We start from the raw sequence: 22,963 nt of genomic DNA on the forward strand, positions 1-22,963 counted from the left end.
CTAATGTGTCTAAAAAATTTAATCCCTTGCTCTTGTTATGTCTGGTCGAGCGGAGTCGAGACCTACTACCTGCGTCCTATTCTTAGCATGCGTCTCATTTCTGCACTGTGCTAATAGTTTTAATAGATCGTAATCTCCGTTTGCCAGGGCCAGCTTCTTTTTACTACTCCAATTTTTTATTCTTTTTTCGAAATATATCGCTTGATCAACATCATTAAATTCTTGATGAAACACCAATCGGACGGGTCTTCTTTTAAATGTAAAACAAGACTTGTTCATACCTCTTTGGTGCTCTTCGAATCGCCTCGAAATATTGTTTGTCATTCCTGTATATGTCAAGCCATCTGAACATTGAAGTATGTAAACATAATAGAGCTTCATTGGCACCTTATTATTAAAGAGGTCTCGACTCCGCTCGACCTGACAGCTTTTTATCAACTAGTATTAGGTCTCGACTCCGCTCGACCTGACAATTTAATATTATTGACACTAATAAGCCTGCATTGTATTACTTTAAAAACTTGAACATCAGGTTGTGCTATTCATTATTTAAATTGCTCCTTATCTGTTGTTTTAAGGCGATGGTTTTTTTCAAGGCATCTTTCTTTAAGGCGGCACCTTGATACCTGAAACCACCCCTGTGCTTTATAATGTTATGGTATTCCGAATCATTTAAAAGCGCATCGTAATCCACCGGTTTTGAATTCAGGCGGTCATTATACGGACTACCTTCCATATCATTGATCCGAAAATGCTTGTGGTAAATGGGTAGGAGAGAGCTGGGCCAGAATTGATCTTCCAGTCGTACCGTTTGGGAGATAAGAAAGCCATAGTCATTGTCGAACAATGTGATAATAGCGTTCCGTAAACTATCCGAGGTTATGATGTCGAATCCCTTGCTTTGAATGGAATGAAATGCTGTAGCAGAGAGGATAATATCCGGTGAGTACTGAGCACGGCCAAAATGATAATCCATGCTGTCATGATAGGGTAACCTGTTGTTCAGGATGGTAAGCACATGTTTTATGGAATTAATTGACTTGTATTCTTCAGCAATGTCCGACTCTAAATTCTTCTCATTAAACTCCAGATTTTCAAATAATTCTACAAGCAATCTTTTTTCGATTTTACGCTCAATACGATCCTGATTCCAGTTGTTAATCGAAAGCGCAATTAGAATACCTATGACTACCAGGAGGATCTCTCCAATGGCATATCGCATATATTGCATCGGTTTGTTATCATCTGCCATTTTCCTGCGTATTTTTCTAAAAAACGGGATCATATGTTTTCACTTTTATCCTCCAAGGAGGGGAAGGATTTCGTAATTGACGAAAGAATTTGATCATTTCTTGACACTATTGATAGGTCTCGACTCCGCCTCGACAGGCTCGGCATAAACGCTCGACCTGACAATCTAATATTATTGACACTAATATGCCTGCATTGTATTAATTTAAAAACTTGATCATGAGTCTTGCAGTTCTGTTTCAATAGCCTTGATCACGCTTTCTATTTCGGCAACTAATTCATCGAAGAAATCCAAATTATAGGTAGAAGCGTTCCTGATCCACTGCAAGTGGTTCATAAATTCATCATCTTCTAAAAGGGATTCATAATCATTGGGGATAGCGATAGACTTCCATTGGACGGGCTCTATCCGTTTAAGATACATAGGATATGTGAAATTGATATGATCTTCCCTGAAAAAGCCACCAATGTCTTTGCCATAGGAATAACTCTGGTTGTAAAGTTTAAGGATACTGTTTCTTAATTCAGAGCTAGAAATGATGTCGACCCCCCTTGCATTAAGATTCGATATGGCCCCGTTGTTTATATTAAAATGTTCATAATCATTCCAAATAGCAAAATGATAGCTCAGGGAATCGTGGTACGACTTCTTATTTTTTAAATGACTAATCAGGATCGTACACGAATTTCGCACCCCCTGGTAGATCCCAATTGTATTTTTAATGCCCTGAATATCCAAGGTTAATTCGGTTGAAAACTGTTGCAGAAGTTCTCTTTCAATAACTTTTGCTTTTTTTCCTTCATTCCAGGTATTGATCTGTAAGGCGATCAATATTCCAATAACGACTAAAAGGATCTCGCCAATCGCGTATTTCAAGTACTTTCCAGTTTTTCCTGTTTCCATTAGGTCTTTTCTAATGTGTCTAAAAAATTTGATCATGATTTTTGATTTGCACTTCGAGTGCACTGAACTTGTTTCAGTGTGTATCGAGAAGTGACTGAATTAAGGCATTTCTCGATACGTCCACCGAAGGTGGACACTCGAACTGCCCATGGTTTTTTTAAGAAAGAATTTGATCATTTACTAATTGCTGCTAAATGTTTCTTTTGCCCTGTCATTTGCCAATGACCCAATGAGATCGGGATGTTCCCTATGCTATTCAAGGTATCAAAAAAGTCTTTGGTTACGAAGGGTTCATTATTGAGCTCTTGAATTTGAGCATAATCCGCCAAAGCGCTTTCGAGCAAATATTTTCCAGTGATATAACTTGTCCCATAACCGGGTTGGCGTAAATACAAATGTTGCTCGAAAATAAGAAGCTCTTTTTCGGTTTTCATCCATCCGCGAGGGGTGTATTCACTGTGAATACCTCCTGCTTCTTCCATGGTCATTTCATTACTATGGGCATATAGGGAACCCAAACCTCTTGCAGCACGCTGAGCGATCATTATGTATACGATCTCTTTGCTTCTGGGGCTATCATCATACAAACCAGCTTGCATGAACATTTCTTCAACTGCGGTTGCTGTTCCTTCGTTCCTGGAATCGAAAATATTGTATAATAAAGGCCCTTTTCTTATGACACTTTTGTGGGGCTCCACCTCCATTCTTGCCAATTCAAACCAATGGTAAAAATGCGAATACAAGGGTCTTGGGTCATAATGTTCCCCAATTACAAAAAAGTTGCGCTTTTCTTTAGGCACAAATGCGCCCAGATGTTCCCTTAATGCAGGATCAAAATAGGGTTTCACAGTAACGATGTCTTGCTGGTCTAAAAAATCGATCAAACTTTTAGCAGCTTCATCAGCCATTTTATCATAGGCTTCCGGAGAATTGGCATCAACCAGTTCAGGAAGGCCTCTGTTTCGATGTTCTTCAAGCTTCAATGAAGTCCACGCGCGGGCTAATTCCCTTTTTAATAGCATCACTTCGTCATCCCAGGTCAATGGGACTAAATGTACGTTTTGCAAATACCAGCTGTAATTTTCCTTACCAATTCCTGATGGACCTGTTTTAGACGTCGACTGATCATGTAACCAGGAAACCAGGTCATCGGTGGCACCGATAGCTTCATTGATCACAGAGATCAACGCTGTATCATCTGCGACACCGGGTCTTGATCTCAGTGTGGCAAGAACATCGCTTTGGGTTTTAATGTCTCGTATTCCCGTAACCCAAAGATCCCGGGCATTGCCGGTTAAATTTTGTTTGGCTTGTCTGTAAAATGGAGGTATCACTTGCAGGTCACTGATGAATCGCGAACGTTCCGATTCAGATAATGGGAACTGATACGTCCATAGTTCAGTTGTGCCATGGTTTGTTGGACCTTCATGTGCGGGAACATCACTTTTATAGGTCCAAACTACGTTGTAAAATGCCGGATCGCGCACCCAGGGTTTCAATATGTTATGATTAAAATCATAGCCATTCATCTCTGCCCAAACGATCATCCAATCGACTTGATCCTCCACAGACCAATGCGTTGTGTCAATGGCTTTTAATTGGGATTGTAGTTCTTTGAATTCAGACCAGCGTTTGTCAAAGGTCGCTTTTGTATAATCTGGCGCACCATCCATAAGTGGGGGCTTTTCAAAGGACCGCCATTCATTGAATAATAGGACCAAATCATCATAGCTGGTGCTTTGAAAGGAGGGGCTTGTTTCTTGCACCTCTGATTTACCAGGGTCGTTGCAACCGCTCAGTATTAAACAGATAAAAAGAAAGCTTACTATATGTTTCATTGCTTGTTGTGATTACCCACCCCTAAATCCGCTTCGTCGCTAACCTACTTCGCCATAGTAGCATGGCTACGAAGGCCGAAAAGCTATGAAGCGTCGGCGACCCTCCATGGAGGAGAAAGATTTTCGTACTTGATTAAATATATTGGCATAGTTTAGTTATTGTCAGGTTGAGCGTTCACATCAAGCTGTCAGGTCGAGCGGAGTCGAGACCTACCCTTTGACTAAAGTATGAGAATTTAAGCATCTATTCTTGTTCCTCCGTTTCTTCCTTAGGCTCTTCCACTACCGGAAAGTAGTTTTTTGTGTTTTCCTCAATAGTCCTTTTAAGATTGAAGAGATTAGTTTCCTCCTGGCTTACAAAAGTACCGCTCATCAAAGCCATTAGCGATTTTGAGAACATACCATTCCCTACAGCCGTTGTGCTCGAACTTATTTTTGTTTTGCCCTCCATCTCAGACATACGGAGGATATAATCCATATTCATAAAATCATTCTCAAATGTCATGGTAATAGATTCATTGGGAACGATATCCGTTATGGTTTCCCGGATGACCATTTCCTGTCCGTCATCAATAAAATAAACATCTGATACAGCACCTACCGTACCTGGCGTGCCGCTCACATGCTCAATTTTCTGGAAACCATCCAGCCAGTCGGCCATTCTTTCTTCATCCTGACTCACAGCCCAGCTTTCAGCCAGGGGCTTGTTCACGGTAATCACGTTTTTATAGGCTACTTCCGATGAAAAGGCACCGATCAGGATAAATACAAGAACAAGAAGGGCGATAATTCCGAGTGCATATTTTAAAATTTTCATACCTAATTAATTTATGTGTTTCTATTTGTTTAGTAATTATTGGATAAGGGCTTGAAATCCACCATACACCATTCGCGAGGCATCAAATATCAATCTTGACGGATCGGTCAAATGCCCAACCAGCTCCGTCATTCTTGGGTCTGCCGGTACCTGCTTATTTGCATAGTCACGTACTTCCTTAGAAGGGAATACAACCAAGCCGAAGACAACGGCCTCATCGGCTGAAGCCGCAGTAGCTTCGATAAATGAACGTGTGCCTTCTAAATTCATATCCTCTCCCACAAATTCATAATAGGCGAGGGCACCGTGTTCTTTCCAAATGGAAGCTATCTTTTCGGCCACTTGCCGGTACTGATCTAAATGTTTTCGGGGAACAGGTAGGACGAATCCGTCTATATAACTAGTCATGTTTTCTCCTTGGTTTTTATGTTTTTTTACTCTTTTATTTCGATCTCTATCAATCGTAATATTTCATTTATTCGCTTTCGCAATCCCTGGGATTCATAACTGTTGGTAATATTCAAGGCATAGCCCATTGAAATTAGACCTTCGAGTTCCGCATTATTGAGCAGGCTTACGGATGTAGGCGCTATGCTTGAATTTACAAAATTTGGTTCCTTGCGGTCATATTCTTCCATCAAATATGAAGTTCGGGTGCTATCTGACCAAAAACTTTTGATGATGTTTCTGGCAGTGCCGGTTCTATTGAAAAAAGGAATAATGGAATTTGAAAAGTAATCCACATATATCTGTTCCACTTCGCGAAGTTGATGCACATCAGAAGCCCAATTCGTAAGGAGGGTTTTAAGTTCAATATTTTTTATGAGTTGAATTTTACCAGAGCCTACTAATTCGTTTTGAATGGGGTCAAAGGTTAAGGGCAACATCAAGGCACTTAATTTTGCCGTTAATAATGAGTCACTCGGTACCTCTTGAACAGCAAAATAGTGCAAACAGTCTTCTAAATCATTCATGACATCATTACGCAATGCTATTTTAGAATCCAGCTGATTTAGATTTGAATTGAACTCAGCCCTGAGTTGTTTCAAAATAGCTTGTTCCCTGGAGTCTTCTATACTTTGTTCCTGAAAATTGTTTATTTGTATGGCGATCAAGATCCCAATAACCACCAATAGAATTTCACCAATGGCGTATTTCAAATACTTTCCTGTTTTGCCTTCGGCTAGAAGATTTTGACGAGTCCGTCTGAAGAATTTTATCATGGAATAATGGTTGTTAAAATACAAATTCCCAGCACCAATTTCAATTCAATTATTTTTTTGGAACAAGCTTGATCGCCTTTGCTTTCACCGATTCGACTTTCTCCCTACTATAGAATAATGGAAAGAACTTGTCTTTTGCCCAGGTATCAAATAGATTTTCATAGAAAGGACTATCAGAATTTCCAGATTGCCCCGGAGAATTAGTAAACAAAGAGCTATCAAAATCCCCGGTATCGATTATCACCCTAAAAGAAGCGCCGCTGGATTGGTTGTCATTATTGCCTGTGCTTCCAACAGTAGTGCCATTGCCTCCCCTGGGATGTGGTCCTACTTCTAATTTCTCCCTTGTGATTGAATCCACTGCAGCACTCATTGGATGCCTAAGTTTGATATGCTTAAATTTTTCTTGTCCATAGTGCCACTTCGCCATATCATTTCCCAACCTGACTTTTAACTTGTTCACGCTTTCCTTTAGTGCTTGTAAAATAAATGCGTCTCTACCCTTAATAGGATCGGTTCCAAATTTTCCATCAGGGAAAACCAACCAGTTGACGACTTTAGTTAATTGAAGATTACTAATAGCCCGGATTTCTTCCGGGATGACCAGAGATTCCATTTTCTCTTTTAACAGCCTTTCCCATGTGACATATATGGCAGCTTCTTTTGAGTCGGGGTTTAATTGATGATCTTCCCATTCTACAAGCATTAACCTGGCTTTTTCAGCAAGTTCATCCTTGGCGTTTAGATTCTTCAATAGGGGACAAATAAGTCTTGCAGCTAATGAAGTATAGTCAGTTACATATTCCGCCATATCCATTACCGTGTGTTTCCTGCCATTTTTCAACATTTCATCTACTCGCTGACCTCTGTATGGATCTGACCAGGAAAATCCAATGGCATCCATATGAGGATAATTAATAGGCGTTACATTTTGATTTGCAGTTGAGAAAATGCCTGATTCAGGATTGTAAACGTTCGGTTTCTTTTTGATCTCCAAATACTTTTCCCATTCGTAGGATCCATCGCCGGGAACAGGAACCATGCCGCTAAAATTTTTACGGACAGGAGCTATGCCTACTGCTTGCCATCCGATATTTCCCTCTTTATCGGCCCATATCATATTCTCACCAGGGATATTACTATAATTACATGCTTCTCTAAATTCTTCAAAAGTTTGAGATTGATTCATGCGCAAGCTTGCAAGATATGGGGAACCTCCTATTTCCAGCCAGCCACATCTCACAGCATACGCTTTGTGATTTTCGGGATCCTCATACACTATTGGACCATGTTTTGAATATTTTAATGGAACCTGTCTGGATCTCTGTCCTTTGACAGCTATTTCTTCATTTATGATTTCCATATCCAGCCAAGCATCTTGATACATGTATTGATCGTGATTTTGCGGATTTGTATCATATACATAAAGATCTTCAGCATCAGTTCGGAAGACAGTCAGTCCCCAAGCGCCTGTACCATTGTGGCCAATCGATATACCCGGAATCTCTGGTTCGCCTCCCCCTATTACATTCCATCCCGGACCTACCAGATGCGCCATATAACGAAGTGATGGTACAGCCTGTGTACGATGTGGATCGTTGGCCAACATAGGATATCCACTCGCTGTATGTTCGCCTGCTACTGTCCAATTATTACTCCCAAAATTGTCCAGATCATATTTTTTTTCAATTGCGCCAGATTCGGTATTCTGTTCGGCTAAATATCTATAGCTATCCAAATCATTCCTGACATTTGCGATTATATCTTCAGGCTGGAATCTAAGAGGTCTCCTATAGGCATTATAAAGCGCTAATATGTCATCGTACAACAGGGATTGATCTATTTTAGGGTCTATGGTTAGATCAGGATCTCCGGGGTGGAAATAGTTAATCTCCTTAACTTTCTCAACACCTACTTTGGCAACCTGTCGCGAGATTGTCAATTCCTGGCCAATATTCCCAAGCAGTCCCTGGTGTCTTGATATGACTACTTCCGGTGTCCAATGTTGCGGTTTTGTATCCAGTAATTTAAACTCTAATGGCAACTCATCCGGCTTGGAATTTATATAATCAATGTATGCATTCACACCTTTGACATAGGAAGTGATGATGGCCTTGCCATTTTCATGATAATGGCTCATCTCGTCATTTATATCTCCCCTGAACATAAATAATCGGGTCCCTATATCCCTCTTGAGCTCTCGTACCCCCAGAAGTTCTGCCACAGTACCAGTAGCTTGTCTCCGCCAGACTTCAAACTGAAACAACCTGTCTCTTGCTGCGTTCCATCCCTGTGCAAAAAAAAGATCTTCTTCAGTTTCAGCATATATATGGGGTATACCCCAGGCATCTACCAGAATTTCAACAGGTTTTTCTAAGCCCTTTACCGGATAGTCCTGTGCTCTAAGTATTACAATACAAAAAGCAAGAAGCAATGTATATGTGATCTTCATAAAAGGTTTATTTTTTCTACTTCCTTGATTTTAGGTGTAGTTGCTTTTAGAGATCTCCAAGGTAAGGAATATCCCAAAACGGCATATACTCCGTCCATCCCAGGAAAAAAGAAAAGAAGGTATGAATAAAGGGGGCTGACAGGAAACTCAGGAAAAGGTATATGATGGTTCTCTTGGTATTTAATTTCAGTAGGATCGGTGGCAAAAGTAGCGTCATTAACATAGGAATAGGGTAGTAGATCCACCATGGCAAGCCCCATTGTGCGCCATATTTGCCAAACAACATCCCCAGGACGACTAGTAAGAAGGAGAGAAGCAGCACAAGCCTGAATTGTTCTTTAAAACGTGTTTTGCCGATAACTATCCTAATTATAAATAAGAAGAGCAGGAGGGAAGCCAGGATCATTAATGGAAAATGCCAGGCGGTATTCGAACTTAGATAGACCAGAACTAAAGTCATGCTGACTAGGATGAGGGCCGCTATGTGGATTTGTCGTACGCCTCTTTGATCCAGGCTTTCAATTCGTCGTCAATATCATTGACATCATGTAATTGCACCCTGTGCGTGCACATCGAAGCAAAGGGACCGGAATTTTCGAGTCGGCCTGTAATCGGTTTGTCCTTTAGTTTAAAACCCAGGTCAATTCTTGTCTTGGTTGCGGGTTTGATCAATACGAATTGCCGTTTTCGAATGATACTTACACTTGCCTTTTTGGGTGTAATTATCACATCACTACCGAGCGACTTAATAGCGTCGATCAATTTTTGATAAATAGGGTAGAGGGTTTCTTTGCCTTTGTACTGCTCAGACACCAGATCCACTTCAGGGGAATCCATGTCTTTGGCAAGCGAGACGATCGTATTGGCAAAACCATGGGTGACTTGATGCTCAGATTTCAGGTATTTGACGGCTTCTGAATGCTTTGCAAAGGACTTCTCCTTTAAAATTTTAACCCATTCGTCTAAAGATTTGCCCGTTTTTTCGGGCATATTGGCGATCATTGTTTGCAGTGCTTTGTCCATGGTGCTATTTAATTGTTACTAATTGCTTTCATACTCGAATTTGACTTTTCAAGGTTTGGGTATTCGTTTTTTAACCAGGGCGATTTGTCCCATATGATTTGCCGAATGGTCTAACACATGGAACCAGGCCCAATGGAAGTTCATATTTTCGTCAATATCCGATGCAAACCAGGCATCGTCTTTTTCTCTAAAACCTTCCAGGGTTTTGCTTCGCACCTCATTCCAGATATCCAGGTAGTGCTGGATGGGTTTTCCCTTAAACGCTTCCCTGGATGTTTCTCCCAGCCCTGCGCCTACACTCCAGTAGGCAGCCTCTTCTTCTGTCCACGTGCGCCCTTCCAGGGATTCTACCTGGAAATAGGCTTCAGTTGCCGCTAAATGCATGATCATGGCCCCAATACTGTTGGCCTGATCATCTAAAAGAAAGTCTGTCTGTTCCTGGGTAAGATCCTGTATCTCTCCGGTTATCTGGTCTTTTATTTCCTCCAGCATATCTACCATTATACCGATCTGAGGGGTGTAGCCCTCTCTAGGCTGGATCTTATACTGAGCCTGGAGAAAAGACAGAGGACAATAGAATAGGAGAAGGCAACATAATTTTTTGAACAAATGCATTTTTTATGTGTTTATACTTGTTTTAAATGTATTTAATTTATTCGGAGCTTATAAAGCTTGGTCATAGGAGTAGATGGCAGTAGTTTTTCTTTATCAAAAAGCTTAACTTTTATATATCGTGTGTTTACCATCCCTGGGAATTTTTCGTACACGCGTTCTGTTTCTTTTAGAAAACTCCATGATCCAATGTGTACCATCGGGTGCTATCAAGCCTGCCGCGGGAGCCCAGAATGTGTTGGATTGAAAAATCGTGGTGATCTCTCCATCAGGGCTTATCTTCTTTACTTTGCCCGCTCCGTAAACTGCTACATAAAGATTCATTTCTTGATCTGACCAAAGACCAAATATGTAGTGGCGATCTTCCACACCTCCGAATGAAATTCCGGATTCTTTTAGCGCATCTGAAACTACGGTTACGTCTCCTTCCAAAGTAACTTTTTTAATTTTTAAATGATCCACAACATAAAGGTTGTTATCATGTTTAGAATAATGCATCCAGCGGATATCGGTGAAAGTATGTTCTGTAACGGATAAGCGATCACCACTTGATGTTTGTTTTATCAACAATTCATGGTCACCGGTCTTTTCTGCCCAATAGGTACTATTCTCATTATCTCTTACCAAGGTGTTATCGTCGAGAAAACCCTCAACATCTTGAATGGTTTTTTCGAATATGCCATCGTTACCTAAACACCACACATAGTTACCCCACTTATCTGTGGCTTCCCCTTCATACCATTCATGTTCCCCGTAAAGATTATCTTCTTCATCTATATAGAGTTCATGCGTATGAACATTTTTGACGGCAATTGACAGCTCTCCATTATTTGAGATTTTCCAAACATGCGATAAGTCTGTGTAAAAGACATTGCCTTTACTGTCCATAACGATCCCGACACCAGGATGAGCCCCCAGATCAACTGAACTGAAGATAAGACAGAAGAAGAATAAAACCAGTCTATTCATTAGGCGTCCTTTTTACCATACTAGTTTCAACGGCCACAGCCTGCCCATGACAACGGGCAAACCGGCCTACGGGCATGCAGGTCTCAAAATACAAATTCCACCCCGTCCGTCAAAGTACTATTAGAAAAGTACATCGATTGAAATTCCAATTCCTATCAGTGAGACTTGGCGACTTGGATCCTGGCTGCCAATTGCTTGCAAAATAGCTTCAGCGGAAGGGTTTAATCAGCGCTAATTTCTGTTAATATTTTAATAACACAGTTAAAAATGTTTAAACATTTACTATATTTGTTAAACAATCATAACTATACCATTTCCCTTATGAAAGCTATTCTCTTTAAATTCAGTTCTTTAGCCTTCCTATTACTTTTTTCCTTTATTCCGGCAGTTCAGGAATTCCAAGGACAGGCATTTTATGTTTCAAAATCCACCATGGAGCTCGGGAACTGGGGTGCCCGGCTTAGTGAAGCACAAAAAAAGCAAGTACAAGCCCGGCTTAAAAATCGGTTGGAAAAAACCTATGTTTTAAACTTCAATAAGGAGGAATCGTTTTTTGAGGAAGAGGATAAATTAGACGCTATGTCCGGGGCTACGGATTCCTGGGGCAACAACTTTTCGCGGGGCGATCAATACAAAAATATAAAAGAAAATGCCCTGGTTCAAAGCCAGGAATTTTACGGCAAGTTATTTTTGGTTAAGGATGAACTGCAGCCCATTGCATGGAATATGGGTACCGAATCTAAACAGATCGGGCAATATTTGTGTTTTAAAGCATCGGCTTCAGTGCCTGCTACCGAATTGCAATGGTACGACTTTTCCTGGGGTGAGTTGAGATCCGCTACCTCAGATGATGCTGATTCTTCCGAACCTGAGATCCAAATGACCAATATAGAAGCATGGTATACCCCTCAAATTCCGGTAGCACATGGCCCGGCAGAGTATTGGGGGCTTCCTGGTCTTATTTTGGAAGTAAGTGCAGGTAACACTACAATGCTATGCTCTAAAATTGTGATGAATCCTGATACAAAGCTAAAAATTGAGGCTCCTGATAAGGGAAAAGTCATAACAAGATCTTCTTACAAAGCGACAATTACTGACAAAATGCGCGAGATGAGAGACAACCGCGGCAGACGACGCAGCCGATAAGTATAGTAAAATTTTTCACCCTTTACTTAGGTACTGAACATCCATGAAACGCATTTGCTTTCTCCTATTATTTCTAACAGTCAGCATATCCTATGCTCAGATCACGCTTGAGGGTGTGGTCAAGGACAGCCTGAATACGCCTTTGGAATTGGCGAATGTCATAGCCATTGATCAGGAATCAAGTGCATTGAAATCCTATGGTATTACCAATGCGCAAGGCCAATACAAACTGGATTTGGGGAAAAATGGCAGCTATAAGATCCAGATCAGTTACGTGGGGATGAAAACCTTAGAAGATATCATAGCAACAGAAGAAAATAATATCCGTAAAGACTATACCTTGAAACCGGATAATGTTCTGGAAGGCGTGGAGCTTGTTTATGAGATGCCTGTTGCTGTGAAAGGAGACACCCTGGTTTATAATGCAGACTCTTTTCAGGATGGGACAGAACGCAAGTTAGAGGATGTACTGGAAAATTTACCCGGAGTTGAGATCAATGAAGATGGCCAGGTTGAAGTGGAAGGCAAGGTCGTGAACAAGATCATGGTAAACGGCAAGGACTTTTTTGACGGGGATACCAAGTTGGCCACTAAAAATATACCCTCGAAAGCTGTCGATAAAATTCAGGTATTGCGTAATTACTCGGAAGTGGGCCAGTTAAGAAATGTGACCAATAACCAGGATAATGTGGCCATGAATATTAAGCTTAAGGAAGGAAAAGAAAGTTTTTGGTTTGGAAACGTCACTGCCGGGGGTGGTAACGCACCGGATGACGCGCTGTACTTGTTACAGCCTAAGCTGTTTTACTACAGTCCGAAATACAGCCTTAATTTTATCGGCGATCTCAATAATACAGGGGAAGTCGCCCTGACCCGTCGTGATATACGAAATTTTGGCGGAGGTTTTCAGTCACCAAGCCGGAGCAGCGGAACTAATATCAACCTGGGCGATAATAGTCTTGACTTTTTGACAACCCAAAGCAATGCCCTGGAGATCGAGAATAAACTGGCTTCAGGTAATTTTAGTTACTCACCGAGTCAGGCGCTGGACTTGAGCGGATTTCTTATTTACAACAGCAGTCGTATCCTTTCCAATGAATCGAGTTTTATACGCTATACAGATCCTGATCTGGGAATTCCTGATGAAACTACAGATCAATCAAGCCTGGAACGTTCAGATCAGGGTTTGATGAAACTCAGTGCATCCTACCAGCCCAACTTTAATAACCAACTGGATTATGATATCCTGGCCCGCGTTTCAAATGACCGACAGGATCAAAATGTGCTGTCTTCCGTAATAGGGAATACGCAGCAGCTGCAAGAAGTCACTCCTTACAGCATTAATCAGAACATAAATTACTATTACACCCTGAATGAGAGAAATATTTTTGCTTTTGAAGCACAGCACTTGCTAAAGAATGAAGATCCTTTTTACAGGGCGCTGCTGGCAAATGATCCCAATGGGGAAGATGCCTTTGATTCAACTGCCGAAGCCCTGGGATTGAATACGAATTCACCGACGTATGATCTAGGCCAAAACCGCCGGATAAAGTCGAATCAACTTGATGCCAAATTAGATTATTACAACATCCTCAATGCCAAGAGTAATATTAACCTTACCCTGGGGGTGATCCTCAGCAGGCAAGAATTCAATTCTAATATATTCCAGTTTTTAGCCGGGGGTGCACAAGTAGATCCAACACCTACAATCAACGAAGGCAGAGCCACCAACGATACAGAATATAGCTTCAGTGATCTATATGCGGGGTTGCATTACCGCTTGAAGTCAGGCAAGTTCACGATCACGCCTGGTTTTTCAGTGCATGCCTATGGGAACAGGAATGTGCAGTTTGGAGAGACTTTTGAGGACAACTTTTTGCGATTTTTACCGGATTTCGAAACCCGAATTCAATTCAAAAAAAGTGAGGCCCTGACGTTGAGATATGACATGCGCAATCAATTCACGGATGTGACACGATTGGCTGAAGGGCTCGTTCTAAATAATTTGAACAGCATCCAATTTGGAGAATCAGCATTACAGAATGCCTTATCGCATAACATTAGTCTTTTCTATAGCAGTTTTAACCTCTTCAATTATACCAATGTTTTTGCACGTGCGGCATATTCGAATAATATCGATCAGATACGCAGTTTGACCAATTTCGAGAATGTAATACGTACCAGCACCTTCTTTAATTCCAATTTTGCCGATGAAAACGTCAATGTTTTTGGGCGTATTCAGCGAACCTTTGGTAAGATCAGGGCCACATTAAATGCCAGTTTCAACTACAGCAAGATCAATCAGTTTATTCAAAGTGAACGCTCCTTAAATGAGGCGTACACGCAAACGTATACCCCCGGGCTTCGCACGAATTTTAAAATAGCACCCAATGTGACTTTCAGGTACAGATATAGCGTAACCAACAACAATCAGGGTGGGGGAGAGACCACTTTTGTGACCCAGGCACCCTCAATAGAGTTTGATGCCTATATCTGGAAAGCGGTGACATTCCGAACGAATTATACTTATACTCAACAAGACCTAGGTAACGGGGATTCACAATCCTTCCAAAACCTGGATGCCTTTCTTACGTACAGGAAGGATAAGGATGCCAAATGGGAGTATGAGATCAAGGCTACAAACATTTTGGATATTGACGCCCAGGTCAGGAACAGGGCGAATAATGTATCCGTTTTCACTTCAGAGACTTTTATACAGCCCCAATTTGTGACTTTTAGGGTTGTTTATACACTTTGATCCAAAGGTGTATTCTCAAAGGAATGTTCAAGTTGGTTTTCAGACTTGTTTGCGGCTCCAAAATTATCTCATAAAGCTATATTCATTTCGCATTAGCCAGTCAGCTACATCATCAAATTTCACTTCCTTCCTTATCAGGAATTGTTTTGGTCCCAATATGTAGACATTCTTTATTAATGCGCTCATATTATTGTCTTTGCCCTCATATTCGGTGGTAATTTTAACCACTTTATTCGGTAATACTTCCCTGCTTCTCACCCTGGTCTTGTTTATTAGCAACCCATCTTTGGAGATCTTGATCCTTCCCCTACTATTCGCATTGGGTTCATTTGGATACTTGTAAAGCAGTTGAACCTGGTATTCATTTTTACCTTTTTGCACAGTCACATTGGCTGGCATGGTAAAAGGCTTGTTAGTGCTGTAATCCATATAGGTAAGTGTGCCTTCCCATTCACCAGCGATCATGGTTAAGTCGTCCGGCGAAATGGTATTTTGAGCAAAACTGACATATGTGATCAGGAACATAAGGACAGGAAATATTTTACTAATAGCGTATTTCATAGTTCTTTTTTTAAGTGCAAGTGTCATAAGTAAAAGGCGTCATTGCTTTATATTCAAAAATTTACCTTGCTTAACATATAGATTGATGGAATCAATATAGTCCCAATTATTTAATGGATTACCACTCAAAACTAAGAAGCTTGCTTCATACCCCTCCTTTAATTCACCTATTTTCCGGTCTGGATATATGGTCTGGGGGGTAGTTTCAGCAAGTAACTTTAATGCGGTAAGTCGGTCAAAAGCCTCGAGCTTGTCTACTAAATAATTTGCTTCCAGTATACTGGTTTCGCCATCTTGGTCGGCACCCAGCGCTATGGATACACCCGCCTTATTGAGTCGCTTAAGCTCTTTGGTTAAAAACTGATTGACCGTTTCATATCGGAGGCTATCCAGTGAGGGGTTACCCCGATTGTCATACTTCACAGCATATACCTGTGCAAAATTAGCTGTTGGTATGATCACTATATTTCGATCTTTGGCTTTAGCGATGTCTTCATCTGTCAGACGGTACATGTCGACATCTGCTTTTCCATCCCAGCTGTAGCCGGGCAAATGGCCAAATCCATCTACACCTATGTTCAGGCCTACCCTGAAGTCATAGGCATTTTCCACATGGGCATACACTTTTAGGCCGGCCTCATGTGCCTTCTTCACCACTAAACGAGCGACATCTTCAGACAACCCGAAATTTCCCATTTGCTCTGCCTCTACGAGCGCTTCATGGCGTTCAGTGTTAATTAGATAGATCTTGATCAGATCGGGTTTTATGGTTAATATAGCATCCCATTTTTGTGCTACATCTTCAGTTGTGTCTAAGAACCAATAGGCATCATTTTCGGCCAGCCTGCTTTGTTTTATACGATCGCGCTGCGAGAACATTGCAGACCAGTGTAGATTGAGCGCAGATGTCTCATAGGCCAAATGCGGATGTCCCAAGGTTGATGTAAGTCCACCATTGGCGTATTTTACGTCGATAGTTTCTGGGCTCGAAAATCTGTCGCGTACTGAATCTGCTTTTGACGCATAATTGGTCAAGACCTGAACGTAATAGATCCCGTCCTGAACATATTTTTTCTCCAGGCTGTCAATCTTGGAAGGATCTGCAAGATTATGGGTGTGGGCATCTCCAAAAGGGGGAATGACATAATGTCGATCAAGTTGGATGGTACTATCCAAAGTGCCAGGGGGATTAAATGAGATCAAACCATTGATGACATAAAAGGTTTTGGATTCAAACGTTTGCCCGTTGAACACCTGTCCTCCTTCAAACGCGACACCGTGTGAAGGGTCCTTTTTACAGGAAAGAGCCAGGACTAAACACATTAAGTATAAGGGAGTAAGAAATTTCAACTTGATCATGACTTTTCCTGGATTATGCCCAATGGGCTTATAGCCGATGCTACCTACCATAGCACCAAAAAAAACTTTTGCACTCGCAACAGGACTGGCTTTCAATTTTAGGACAACAAGCAACTGTGATCATCTTGATAATTGAATTAGTCTTCAGAGAATTCCATTGGCAATGCCTCAATAGGCCTTATTCTAATATCCTTATAAAATACTTCGGCGGATTCTGATTGCAATTCAATTTTCCCCTTAGTTAAGGGAACCTCTTTCCCTTCCTCCGTATAGTGGCGTGAATTGTGTAATATCATGGTTACGGTTCCATTAACCATGTGCACACTTGTCCCTTCAAAACAGTAAAGATCTATAGTGTTCCATTTGCCACTTGGTTTTTCAGCATCGGGCTGTTTTTTACAATTCCTGCCATTTTCACTCTGCTCACTAAAAGTTAAAAGTTCCGCATTAGGGTTATAATAATAGGTGCTGTCCTTACCCATTTGTGCCCTTATATCAATTATTGTTCCTGCGACGCCCCAGAAATCTCCACAATCGCCTTCTTGAATTTGAAATTCCTGCGATTTTAGCCAGAACAGATCATTTTCTCCATGCGTTCCAATCCCATGATATAGAAGGCCGCTATCTCTTTTATCAGATGGTTCTCCTCTGGGATACCATTTCTTATATCCCCATTTAAACTGAAGCTGCAGATGGTAGTTTTCAAATTCCCGCTTTGTAAAAACACCTCCCCAAACTTCTCCGGAAATGCGTAATACAGCTTCACCATCCGGGTCGTCGATCGAAAATACCCCTAAGGAATCAGTGTTGTGTCCAATAGGTAGTTGCGATTCAATGTTTTCCCAGCTTACTTCAGGCCCAAAACGAGGGCCCAGGTAGGTATCCCATTGTTCCAGATCTTTCCCATCAAATAGATAGGTCCAATCTGGGGGTTTATTTTCTTCCTGCTTACACCCAAAGGCCGTTAGAATGCATATTAGGACAAGATATTTTGCGTTCATAATTCGAAGATTTCACACCATTAGCATTAAAGCTACTTGTCACTCGTTACTGTCTAAGATACCATTTTATCCGATCGGGATTCTGGACGGATTTAGATTGTCATTTGTCGCCTGCCTGCGTGCCGTCGCCATCCGCGTGCCGCTGAAGCTTTAGCGGACCGCCGTCGGCAAAAGCCTATGGCGTCGGCCGAGGCGCAAGGCTTTGGCCGCCGGGCCGCCGGAGACCGCGTGTCTGATAGCGTATTGCTATTTAGTCAGGCAGGTTTACCATGCATAGCTTGGTTTTAGGTCTTGCTAGCGACGGGGTCTAACTTTATAGTTGATCACCCGGCTTTCGATTTAATTAAAGTTCTAAAAAATCGTACTAACCTATTTATTATTAAGCATGCTACCAATAATATGACCCCAATTATTATAGGTAATACACCTCCGAACGTGAATATCATCCCAAGTACGAATCCCATTAAATATTCAGGCAAATGAACGGGAATAAAAAAAGCCACAAGAATTGGAAATAAAATCAAGTATTTTAGGATACTTTCAAATTTAAATTCCCATAATAAGGATATTAGAATACCAAATACCAGAGCTGCTATAAACCGTCTGAAGACGGCAGTTTCATTTTCCTGAAAATTTGATTTCAATTCGTCACTATTCTCTTGTCTTCGGTTTATTAGGGAAATAGCTATCCAAAATAATAAAGGAACAGTGAGCAGCCCCCACCAATTAGAGAATGCGGGGAGATCTTCTCTTGCAAGTAAATGGTGGCTAACAACCCCACCATTAAAATATTCCCAGAGAATACATGCAAAGGTCAAAATGAATGCACCTATTGTTGCTTGGATCCTATTATTGATGACTGATTGTAATTTCATATGTTTCTAGTTTCACGATAGTTTTTATTTTATGCTATAACACGCTTAGTTCAGATTCCCTTGTCACGAATGGTCTTGCATATGAGCTGTTTACATGGCTTATTTACATTGTAAGCCTTTCGTTATTTTGATTTTTCCATTTCGTTTATTCCTTTAGGTAGGGAAGCTATTACTACAATTCGAAATTATTCTGAAAGGTTAAATTGCCATGAAATACCGTATTTGTCTTCACACCATCCGAATTTTTTACCAAAGCCGTAATCGCCTGAATCGTAGTTGTCAAGAGGTACCATGATCTGACCTCCATTTGAAGAAAGTTCTTCGAATAATGTTCGTATCTCATTTTCAGTGCTACAATCAACGAAAAGTGATACCCCTGGCGTAAATGACCAGGCGTGATTAAAATTACTTTCGGAAACCCTGTACTCTGTACCATTTAATGTAAATACTCCATATTTGATAAGCTCTGGTGTTCCACCAGCCTCTCCTTTTGCGTAATTGATTATGCTTTTGATCTCTGAATTCGGAAAGATTGACGTGTAAAATTGTATCGCTTCTTCAGCCTTTCCGCATTGATCACCTACAAATGTTAGAAATGTCGTTGTTTTCATTTTTTCTAAATAGTTTGTCCGAATGTCAATAGGTTGTTGTCCGGGTCAAGAAGCGAAAATTCTTTTTGTCCCCATGGTTTGGTTTCCAATTTTCCATTCGGATGAATTTTAGTCTGTTTTTCCAATAGTGATCTATAAAATTCATCAATATTGTCGGTTCGAATATAAACTTGTCCGTAATTCTCTTTGGGCTCAAGTTCTTTAAATTCGAAGAAATGAATTTGAATTTGGTCTTTTTCCATCATCAAGTAGCCGTCATAGTCGGCACTTCCAAATACCTTAAATCCTAATTGGTTGGAATAATACGAGTGCGTTACACTTTTGTCCCGCATTGGTAATTTCGGATTGATGTCTGTGAGCATATAATTCCGCATTTAAATTTTTGATCTTCCGTTTTTAGTTTTCAGTTCAGTTGTCTCCACTTTATGCGCTGTAAGGGTACCCTAAATGACCGCAAACGGCTAGCATATGAATCGTAGCGACCGAGTGAACTATGACTTAATATACATTGCTGGCAAGGATTTTATTTTCCTAACTTAGAAATGAGACTTACAAATTGAGTAAAGAAATCGGTCTGATAATTGAATCCATCATTGTCCGCGCACCTAACTGCGACAATATTGGATTCTGGTACGATTACCAAATAATTACCCCTATACCCATCAGCATAATATGCGACTATATCTTCACTATATATTCTTTTACTGGATATTACTGTTGGCGGTAATTCTGCATTTATAATTTGATTCCAATCCTTACCAAATATCTTATCTAAATCACTGTAAAAGTCATATTTTGATTCATATAATTTGCCTTTCATTGATTTCATTTTATTCATAAATGCGTTATCAACTTTTGCTTCTTTCCAAGATGACCAAATTTCATCGTCAATTATTCTCTTTTCATATTTTGGAAGTCGCCACCAAAGTAATCCCCAAATTGGTTTAAATCTTTGACCTTGTTTTAAGGATTCATTTATCCATTCTTTGCTGATAATCTGTTTGCCATTATAAACACCTTCATTAAGGATTAATTCTCCGAACTTGATTAGATCGGATGGCTTAATAACAAAAGCTCCGTGAACTGTAGGATTTCCAGATTTATCTTTTATCCATTCATACTGTACGATATTTATTGGTTTAAAAAATTCGTCAACAAAAAAATGGTCGAATGACTTTCCTGACAACTCTTGTACAATACCTCCTAAAAGGGCGACTGCCTTATTGTTGTATTTTACTTTTTGTCCTGGCGTATCCGATAATTCTGCTGACAAAGCGAGGTCGATTATGTTATTAACTTTATAATCAGGTGCCGGCTCTAATTCTATACTCGCATTTGGGTTATTTTGCAATCCAGATGTATGATTTAGAAGCATTCTCACTGTTATTTCTTTTTTGCGCCCTTGTTTCCATTGCGGATATATTGTATGAACAGGTTGATCCAGTGAGTCTAATAGTTTTTTGTCAACCAGTCTTCCTATCGCCAAACTTGTCAACGATTTACCTGCAGAGGCTATATAAATTGGTATTTCTTCTTTCCCAAAATATTCCTTATAGATGATTTTTCCATTCTGTTTAATAATTACAGCATCGGAATTTGATTCCAAAGACTTCCTTTTTATTTCTTCCAATATGGAATTATCAATTTTCTGAGAATAACCTATTTCTGATAGAGGTATCAGAAAAAAAAGAATCATATATTTTTTCATTTGTATCATAATTATTGCCAACGCCTCGACACCTCTCGACTAGGCTCGAGGTACCAGCTCGGCATAAACGCTCGACCTGACAATTTAATTGTAATCGCACTAATACACTTGCATGGTATTTTACTAAAGAACTTTATCATTGGGTTATTTAATGCAATAAAACGTATTCGAGTATGAATTGTCCCAAGTCACAGGGATGAACATATGCACGTTGTTAAACTTGGTTTTTGTAAAGATTTTATTGTTTATTCTTTGGGGCTTTTAGTTTAATGGATTTTAAATAATCGAAGCTTTTTTTCAAAGCTATCTCCGGATCCTTCACAAAATCTTGCTCTACATAAAAATGTTTTACCCCTGCTTTTTCAGCAACTGAAACAATAGAGGGGATATCAATTACGCCGCTACCAGCTGTTGTCATATATGGAAATAGTTCCATCCATTGCATGGGATTGCCTCCATCACCAGAAAACCTGACTTCTTCTTTCATGTCCTTTATGTGCATTAAATGATATCGATCCGGGTATGACTTGAGATAATGTATAGGATCAGCACTGCCGGCAGTTGTCCAGAAGATATCTAATTCAAAAAATACAAGGGATGGATCCGTTTGTTCAAGTAAGAGCTGTAAGGGTATTTGACCATCCATATCTTGTAATCCATATCCATGATTGTGATACGCGAACTTTAATCCCACTTTTTTAGCCTGTTCGCCTATAGTATTAAACTCTTCCGCTACTATTTTATAATCATCTAAAGTTTTCCTTTTTTCTTCAGGAATAGCAGGTAGTCCGACGTATTCAAAACCTATTTGGTCTGCCGCTTCTCCGAGTTGTTGCATTCGGGTTTGCAAGGTTTCCATGTCTGTATGGATAGATGTAGCTTTTATTCCATATTCTTTTAAAATAGTACTGACTTCCTTCGGTGTGTGGCCAAAATAGCCACTTCCACTAAACCCTAATCGGGGTGCTAAGGAATTCCATCTCTCTTTCACAGAATCTACACTAAAGGGATACGGACCGTACATTTCAATTTCTTTATAGCCCATTTCTGAAAGTGCCCTTATTCCACCTCTAAAATCTTTCTCAAGAATTTTAGGTAAGGAAAACAGCTGTACTCCGATTGTCTTAAGATTTTTATGAGCACTATTTGGTGCCATGCCGGGAAATAGTAAAAGAGCAGTAGTTGCTGCACTTGAAGTTGCAAGGAAATTTCGTCTTTTCATATCTGATTTTTAATAAAGCACAACATCTTTGTGTTCTGTTACTTTGTTTTTTGTTTTATCTGCTTATAAGAAAATCCTTTGCCTTCATCACCTAATACAGTAACCTCAATTTCATTTTCATTTATTCTTTTATATTGAATTTTTTTTGGAAAATCGTGGTCAATATTTTCAAATGATAAATAGTCTTTAATTTCATTATTTAAAGTAAACGGAATTGTTTTTCCCTCATTTTGGTCTGGAACTGTAGCTTCAAAAATGACTGTATTCTCCAATATTTTTATAGAAAGAGTTTCTGTAATTATTTTTTGACTATCCTTAAACTTATATGAATATCCATTTAGTTCTTTGTTATTGGATAATTCCCAATTTTCATATTGTTCTTTTCCTTCCATTTTCCAAGTACCTATTAAAAAATCTATTCTTGATAATTTGTTTTCAGAGCAGGCAAGTAAAAGGCATAGAATGCATATGTATGTTAGAGTTTTCATGTTTCAACTTTAAGAATTATGCTATTTCTTTTATTAATAGCACACAACGGTCTTGGCTATAATTGCGGCGCGCCATTGGGGGCGAAGCTAGCGGAGGATCTAACACGGTTAGTGTTAGAAATTCGTGCTGGCAAAGCAAGCCCTG

The 22,963-nt window shown here is 40.1% G+C and carries 23 protein-coding genes; 2 read left to right on the top strand and 21 right to left on the bottom strand.

Translation table 11 applies throughout. The features are described 5' to 3' along the window. Positions 1 to 18: 18 nt before the first annotated feature. The 12 genes from Q0X89_RS08915 to Q0X89_RS08970 form a co-directional block, all read right to left on the bottom strand. Positions 19 to 381, bottom strand: a complete 363-nt coding sequence (locus Q0X89_RS08915) for a GIY-YIG nuclease family protein (RefSeq protein WP_297693278.1) — start codon at positions 379 to 381, stop codon at positions 19 to 21. A gap of 157 nt (positions 382 to 538) precedes the next feature. After that, entirely contained in the window at positions 539 to 1,285 is a 747-nt protein-coding gene (locus Q0X89_RS08920) for a hypothetical protein (RefSeq protein WP_297693279.1), read from the bottom strand. Between the two features lie 183 nt (positions 1,286 to 1,468). Beyond that, positions 1,469 to 2,191 (bottom strand): DUF6090 family protein, encoded by a 723-nt coding sequence (locus tag Q0X89_RS08925; protein ID WP_297693281.1) that lies wholly within the window; start codon positions 2,189 to 2,191, stop codon positions 1,469 to 1,471. A gap of 137 nt (positions 2,192 to 2,328) precedes the next feature. Further along, positions 2,329 to 3,993, bottom strand: coding sequence for a hypothetical protein (locus Q0X89_RS08930; RefSeq protein WP_297693283.1), 1,665 nt, complete (start codon positions 3,991 to 3,993; stop codon positions 2,329 to 2,331). A gap of 244 nt (positions 3,994 to 4,237) precedes the next feature. Further along, positions 4,238 to 4,810: an SRPBCC family protein gene (locus Q0X89_RS08935; RefSeq protein WP_297693285.1), complete on the bottom strand. Its 573-nt coding sequence runs from the start codon at positions 4,808 to 4,810 to the stop codon at positions 4,238 to 4,240. 36 nt (positions 4,811 to 4,846) lie between these two features. Next, positions 4,847 to 5,218, bottom strand: a complete 372-nt coding sequence (locus Q0X89_RS08940; RefSeq protein WP_297693287.1) for a DUF1428 domain-containing protein — start codon at positions 5,216 to 5,218, stop codon at positions 4,847 to 4,849. A 26-nt stretch (positions 5,219 to 5,244) separates the two neighbouring features. Further along, entirely contained in the window at positions 5,245 to 6,033 is a 789-nt protein-coding gene (locus Q0X89_RS08945; protein WP_297693289.1) for a DUF6090 family protein, read from the bottom strand. 49 nt (positions 6,034 to 6,082) lie between these two features. Then, positions 6,083 to 8,485 (bottom strand): penicillin acylase family protein, encoded by a 2,403-nt coding sequence (locus Q0X89_RS08950; RefSeq protein ID WP_297693291.1) that lies wholly within the window; start codon positions 8,483 to 8,485, stop codon positions 6,083 to 6,085. A 46-nt stretch (positions 8,486 to 8,531) separates the two neighbouring features. Continuing rightward, positions 8,532 to 8,945: a hypothetical protein gene (locus Q0X89_RS08955; protein ID WP_297693292.1), complete on the bottom strand. Its 414-nt coding sequence runs from the start codon at positions 8,943 to 8,945 to the stop codon at positions 8,532 to 8,534. Positions 8,946 to 8,965: 20 nt separating this feature from the next. After that, on the bottom strand, positions 8,966 to 9,508 hold the full coding sequence (locus tag Q0X89_RS08960) for a DUF4287 domain-containing protein (protein WP_297693294.1): 543 nt from the start codon (positions 9,506 to 9,508) through the stop codon (positions 8,966 to 8,968). A 48-nt stretch (positions 9,509 to 9,556) separates the two neighbouring features. After that, positions 9,557 to 10,000, bottom strand: a complete 444-nt coding sequence (locus tag Q0X89_RS08965; protein ID WP_297693296.1) for a DUF664 domain-containing protein — start codon at positions 9,998 to 10,000, stop codon at positions 9,557 to 9,559. 225 nt (positions 10,001 to 10,225) lie between these two features. After that, positions 10,226 to 11,089: a hypothetical protein gene (locus Q0X89_RS08970; protein WP_297693298.1), complete on the bottom strand. Its 864-nt coding sequence runs from the start codon at positions 11,087 to 11,089 to the stop codon at positions 10,226 to 10,228. A gap of 321 nt (positions 11,090 to 11,410) precedes the next feature. Between Q0X89_RS08970 and Q0X89_RS08975 the strand changes: the two genes are divergently transcribed. Both Q0X89_RS08975 and Q0X89_RS08980 read left to right on the top strand, forming a co-directional pair. Beyond that, positions 11,411 to 12,235, top strand: a complete 825-nt coding sequence (locus Q0X89_RS08975; protein ID WP_297693300.1) for a GLPGLI family protein — start codon at positions 11,411 to 11,413, stop codon at positions 12,233 to 12,235. Positions 12,236 to 12,278: 43 nt separating this feature from the next. After that, entirely contained in the window at positions 12,279 to 14,993 is a 2,715-nt protein-coding gene (locus tag Q0X89_RS08980; RefSeq protein WP_297693302.1) for a carboxypeptidase-like regulatory domain-containing protein, read from the top strand. Between the two features lie 63 nt (positions 14,994 to 15,056). Here the strand turns inward: Q0X89_RS08980 and Q0X89_RS08985 are convergent, their stop codons facing one another. The 9 genes from Q0X89_RS08985 to Q0X89_RS09025 all read right to left on the bottom strand — a co-directional run bounded on the left by Q0X89_RS08985 (position 15,057) and on the right by Q0X89_RS09025 (position 22,818). Beyond that, the gene (locus Q0X89_RS08985) at positions 15,057 to 15,554 is read right to left on the bottom strand and encodes a hypothetical protein (protein ID WP_297693303.1); all 498 of its coding nucleotides are present in this window, start codon (positions 15,552 to 15,554) and stop codon (positions 15,057 to 15,059) included. A 39-nt stretch (positions 15,555 to 15,593) separates the two neighbouring features. Next, positions 15,594 to 16,964 (bottom strand): hypothetical protein, encoded by a 1,371-nt coding sequence (locus Q0X89_RS08990; protein WP_297693305.1) that lies wholly within the window; start codon positions 16,962 to 16,964, stop codon positions 15,594 to 15,596. Between the two features lie 86 nt (positions 16,965 to 17,050). Next, entirely contained in the window at positions 17,051 to 17,914 is an 864-nt protein-coding gene (locus Q0X89_RS08995; RefSeq protein ID WP_297693307.1) for a DUF1080 domain-containing protein, read from the bottom strand. Positions 17,915 to 18,237: 323 nt separating this feature from the next. Continuing rightward, positions 18,238 to 18,789 (bottom strand): hypothetical protein, encoded by a 552-nt coding sequence (locus tag Q0X89_RS09000; protein WP_297693309.1) that lies wholly within the window; start codon positions 18,787 to 18,789, stop codon positions 18,238 to 18,240. 185 nt (positions 18,790 to 18,974) lie between these two features. Then, positions 18,975 to 19,400, bottom strand: coding sequence for a VOC family protein (locus Q0X89_RS09005; RefSeq protein WP_297693311.1), 426 nt, complete (start codon positions 19,398 to 19,400; stop codon positions 18,975 to 18,977). A gap of 5 nt (positions 19,401 to 19,405) precedes the next feature. Continuing rightward, positions 19,406 to 19,762 carry a VOC family protein gene (locus Q0X89_RS09010; RefSeq protein WP_297693313.1) on the bottom strand — a complete coding sequence of 119 codons (357 nt, stop codon included), beginning with the start codon at positions 19,760 to 19,762 and terminating at the stop codon, positions 19,406 to 19,408. 161 nt (positions 19,763 to 19,923) lie between these two features. Beyond that, a complete protein-coding gene (locus Q0X89_RS09015) occupies positions 19,924 to 21,030 on the bottom strand; it encodes a serine hydrolase (protein ID WP_297693315.1) in 1,107 nt (368 codons plus the stop codon). 316 nt (positions 21,031 to 21,346) lie between these two features. After that, positions 21,347 to 22,330: a sugar phosphate isomerase/epimerase gene (locus Q0X89_RS09020; protein WP_297693317.1), complete on the bottom strand. Its 984-nt coding sequence runs from the start codon at positions 22,328 to 22,330 to the stop codon at positions 21,347 to 21,349. 38 nt (positions 22,331 to 22,368) lie between these two features. Continuing rightward, positions 22,369 to 22,818 (bottom strand): DUF6265 family protein, encoded by a 450-nt coding sequence (locus Q0X89_RS09025; protein ID WP_297693319.1) that lies wholly within the window; start codon positions 22,816 to 22,818, stop codon positions 22,369 to 22,371. Between the last annotated feature and the right edge of the window lie 145 nt (positions 22,819 to 22,963).

Origin of the sequence: uncultured Eudoraea sp. (assembly GCF_947258525.1) — a bacterium.
Taxonomy (GTDB): domain Bacteria; phylum Bacteroidota; class Bacteroidia; order Flavobacteriales; family Flavobacteriaceae; genus Eudoraea.

Bases quoted from the DNA above. Each gene is read 5' to 3' on its own strand.
- Q0X89_RS09020 (WP_297693317.1), bottom strand. From the start codon at position 22,330: ATGAAAAGACGAAATTTCCTTGCAACTTCAAGTGCAGCAACTACTGCT.
- Q0X89_RS08985 (WP_297693303.1), bottom strand. From the start codon at position 15,554: ATGAAATACGCTATTAGTAAAATATTTCCTGTCCTTATGTTCCTGATC.
- Q0X89_RS08970 (WP_297693298.1), bottom strand. From the start codon at position 11,089: ATGAATAGACTGGTTTTATTCTTCTTCTGTCTTATCTTCAGTTCAGTT.
- Q0X89_RS08930 (WP_297693283.1), bottom strand. From the start codon at position 3,993: ATGAAACATATAGTAAGCTTTCTTTTTATCTGTTTAATACTGAGCGGT.
- Q0X89_RS08915 (WP_297693278.1), bottom strand. From the start codon at position 381: ATGAAGCTCTATTATGTTTACATACTTCAATGTTCAGATGGCTTGACA.
- Q0X89_RS08950 (WP_297693291.1), bottom strand. From the start codon at position 8,485: ATGAAGATCACATATACATTGCTTCTTGCTTTTTGTATTGTAATACTT.
- Q0X89_RS08960 (WP_297693294.1), bottom strand. From the start codon at position 9,508: ATGGACAAAGCACTGCAAACAATGATCGCCAATATGCCCGAAAAAACG.
- Q0X89_RS09010 (WP_297693313.1), bottom strand. From the start codon at position 19,762: ATGCTCACAGACATCAATCCGAAATTACCAATGCGGGACAAAAGTGTA.
- Q0X89_RS08925 (WP_297693281.1), bottom strand. From the start codon at position 2,191: ATGATCAAATTTTTTAGACACATTAGAAAAGACCTAATGGAAACAGGA.
- Q0X89_RS09005 (WP_297693311.1), bottom strand. From the start codon at position 19,400: ATGAAAACAACGACATTTCTAACATTTGTAGGTGATCAATGCGGAAAG.
- Q0X89_RS08945 (WP_297693289.1), bottom strand. From the start codon at position 6,033: ATGATAAAATTCTTCAGACGGACTCGTCAAAATCTTCTAGCCGAAGGC.
- Q0X89_RS08980 (WP_297693302.1), top strand. From the start codon at position 12,279: ATGAAACGCATTTGCTTTCTCCTATTATTTCTAACAGTCAGCATATCC.
- Q0X89_RS09000 (WP_297693309.1), bottom strand. From the start codon at position 18,789: ATGAAATTACAATCAGTCATCAATAATAGGATCCAAGCAACAATAGGT.
- Q0X89_RS08920 (WP_297693279.1), bottom strand. From the start codon at position 1,285: ATGATCCCGTTTTTTAGAAAAATACGCAGGAAAATGGCAGATGATAAC.
- Q0X89_RS08955 (WP_297693292.1), bottom strand. From the start codon at position 8,945: ATGACTTTAGTTCTGGTCTATCTAAGTTCGAATACCGCCTGGCATTTT.
- Q0X89_RS08935 (WP_297693285.1), bottom strand. From the start codon at position 4,810: ATGAAAATTTTAAAATATGCACTCGGAATTATCGCCCTTCTTGTTCTT.
- Q0X89_RS08995 (WP_297693307.1), bottom strand. From the start codon at position 17,914: ATGAACGCAAAATATCTTGTCCTAATATGCATTCTAACGGCCTTTGGG.
- Q0X89_RS08990 (WP_297693305.1), bottom strand. From the start codon at position 16,964: ATGGTAGGTAGCATCGGCTATAAGCCCATTGGGCATAATCCAGGAAAA.
- Q0X89_RS08975 (WP_297693300.1), top strand. From the start codon at position 11,411: ATGAAAGCTATTCTCTTTAAATTCAGTTCTTTAGCCTTCCTATTACTT.
- Q0X89_RS08965 (WP_297693296.1), bottom strand. From the start codon at position 10,000: ATGCTGGAGGAAATAAAAGACCAGATAACCGGAGAGATACAGGATCTT.
- Q0X89_RS09025 (WP_297693319.1), bottom strand. From the start codon at position 22,818: ATGAAAACTCTAACATACATATGCATTCTATGCCTTTTACTTGCCTGC.
- Q0X89_RS08940 (WP_297693287.1), bottom strand. From the start codon at position 5,218: ATGACTAGTTATATAGACGGATTCGTCCTACCTGTTCCCCGAAAACAT.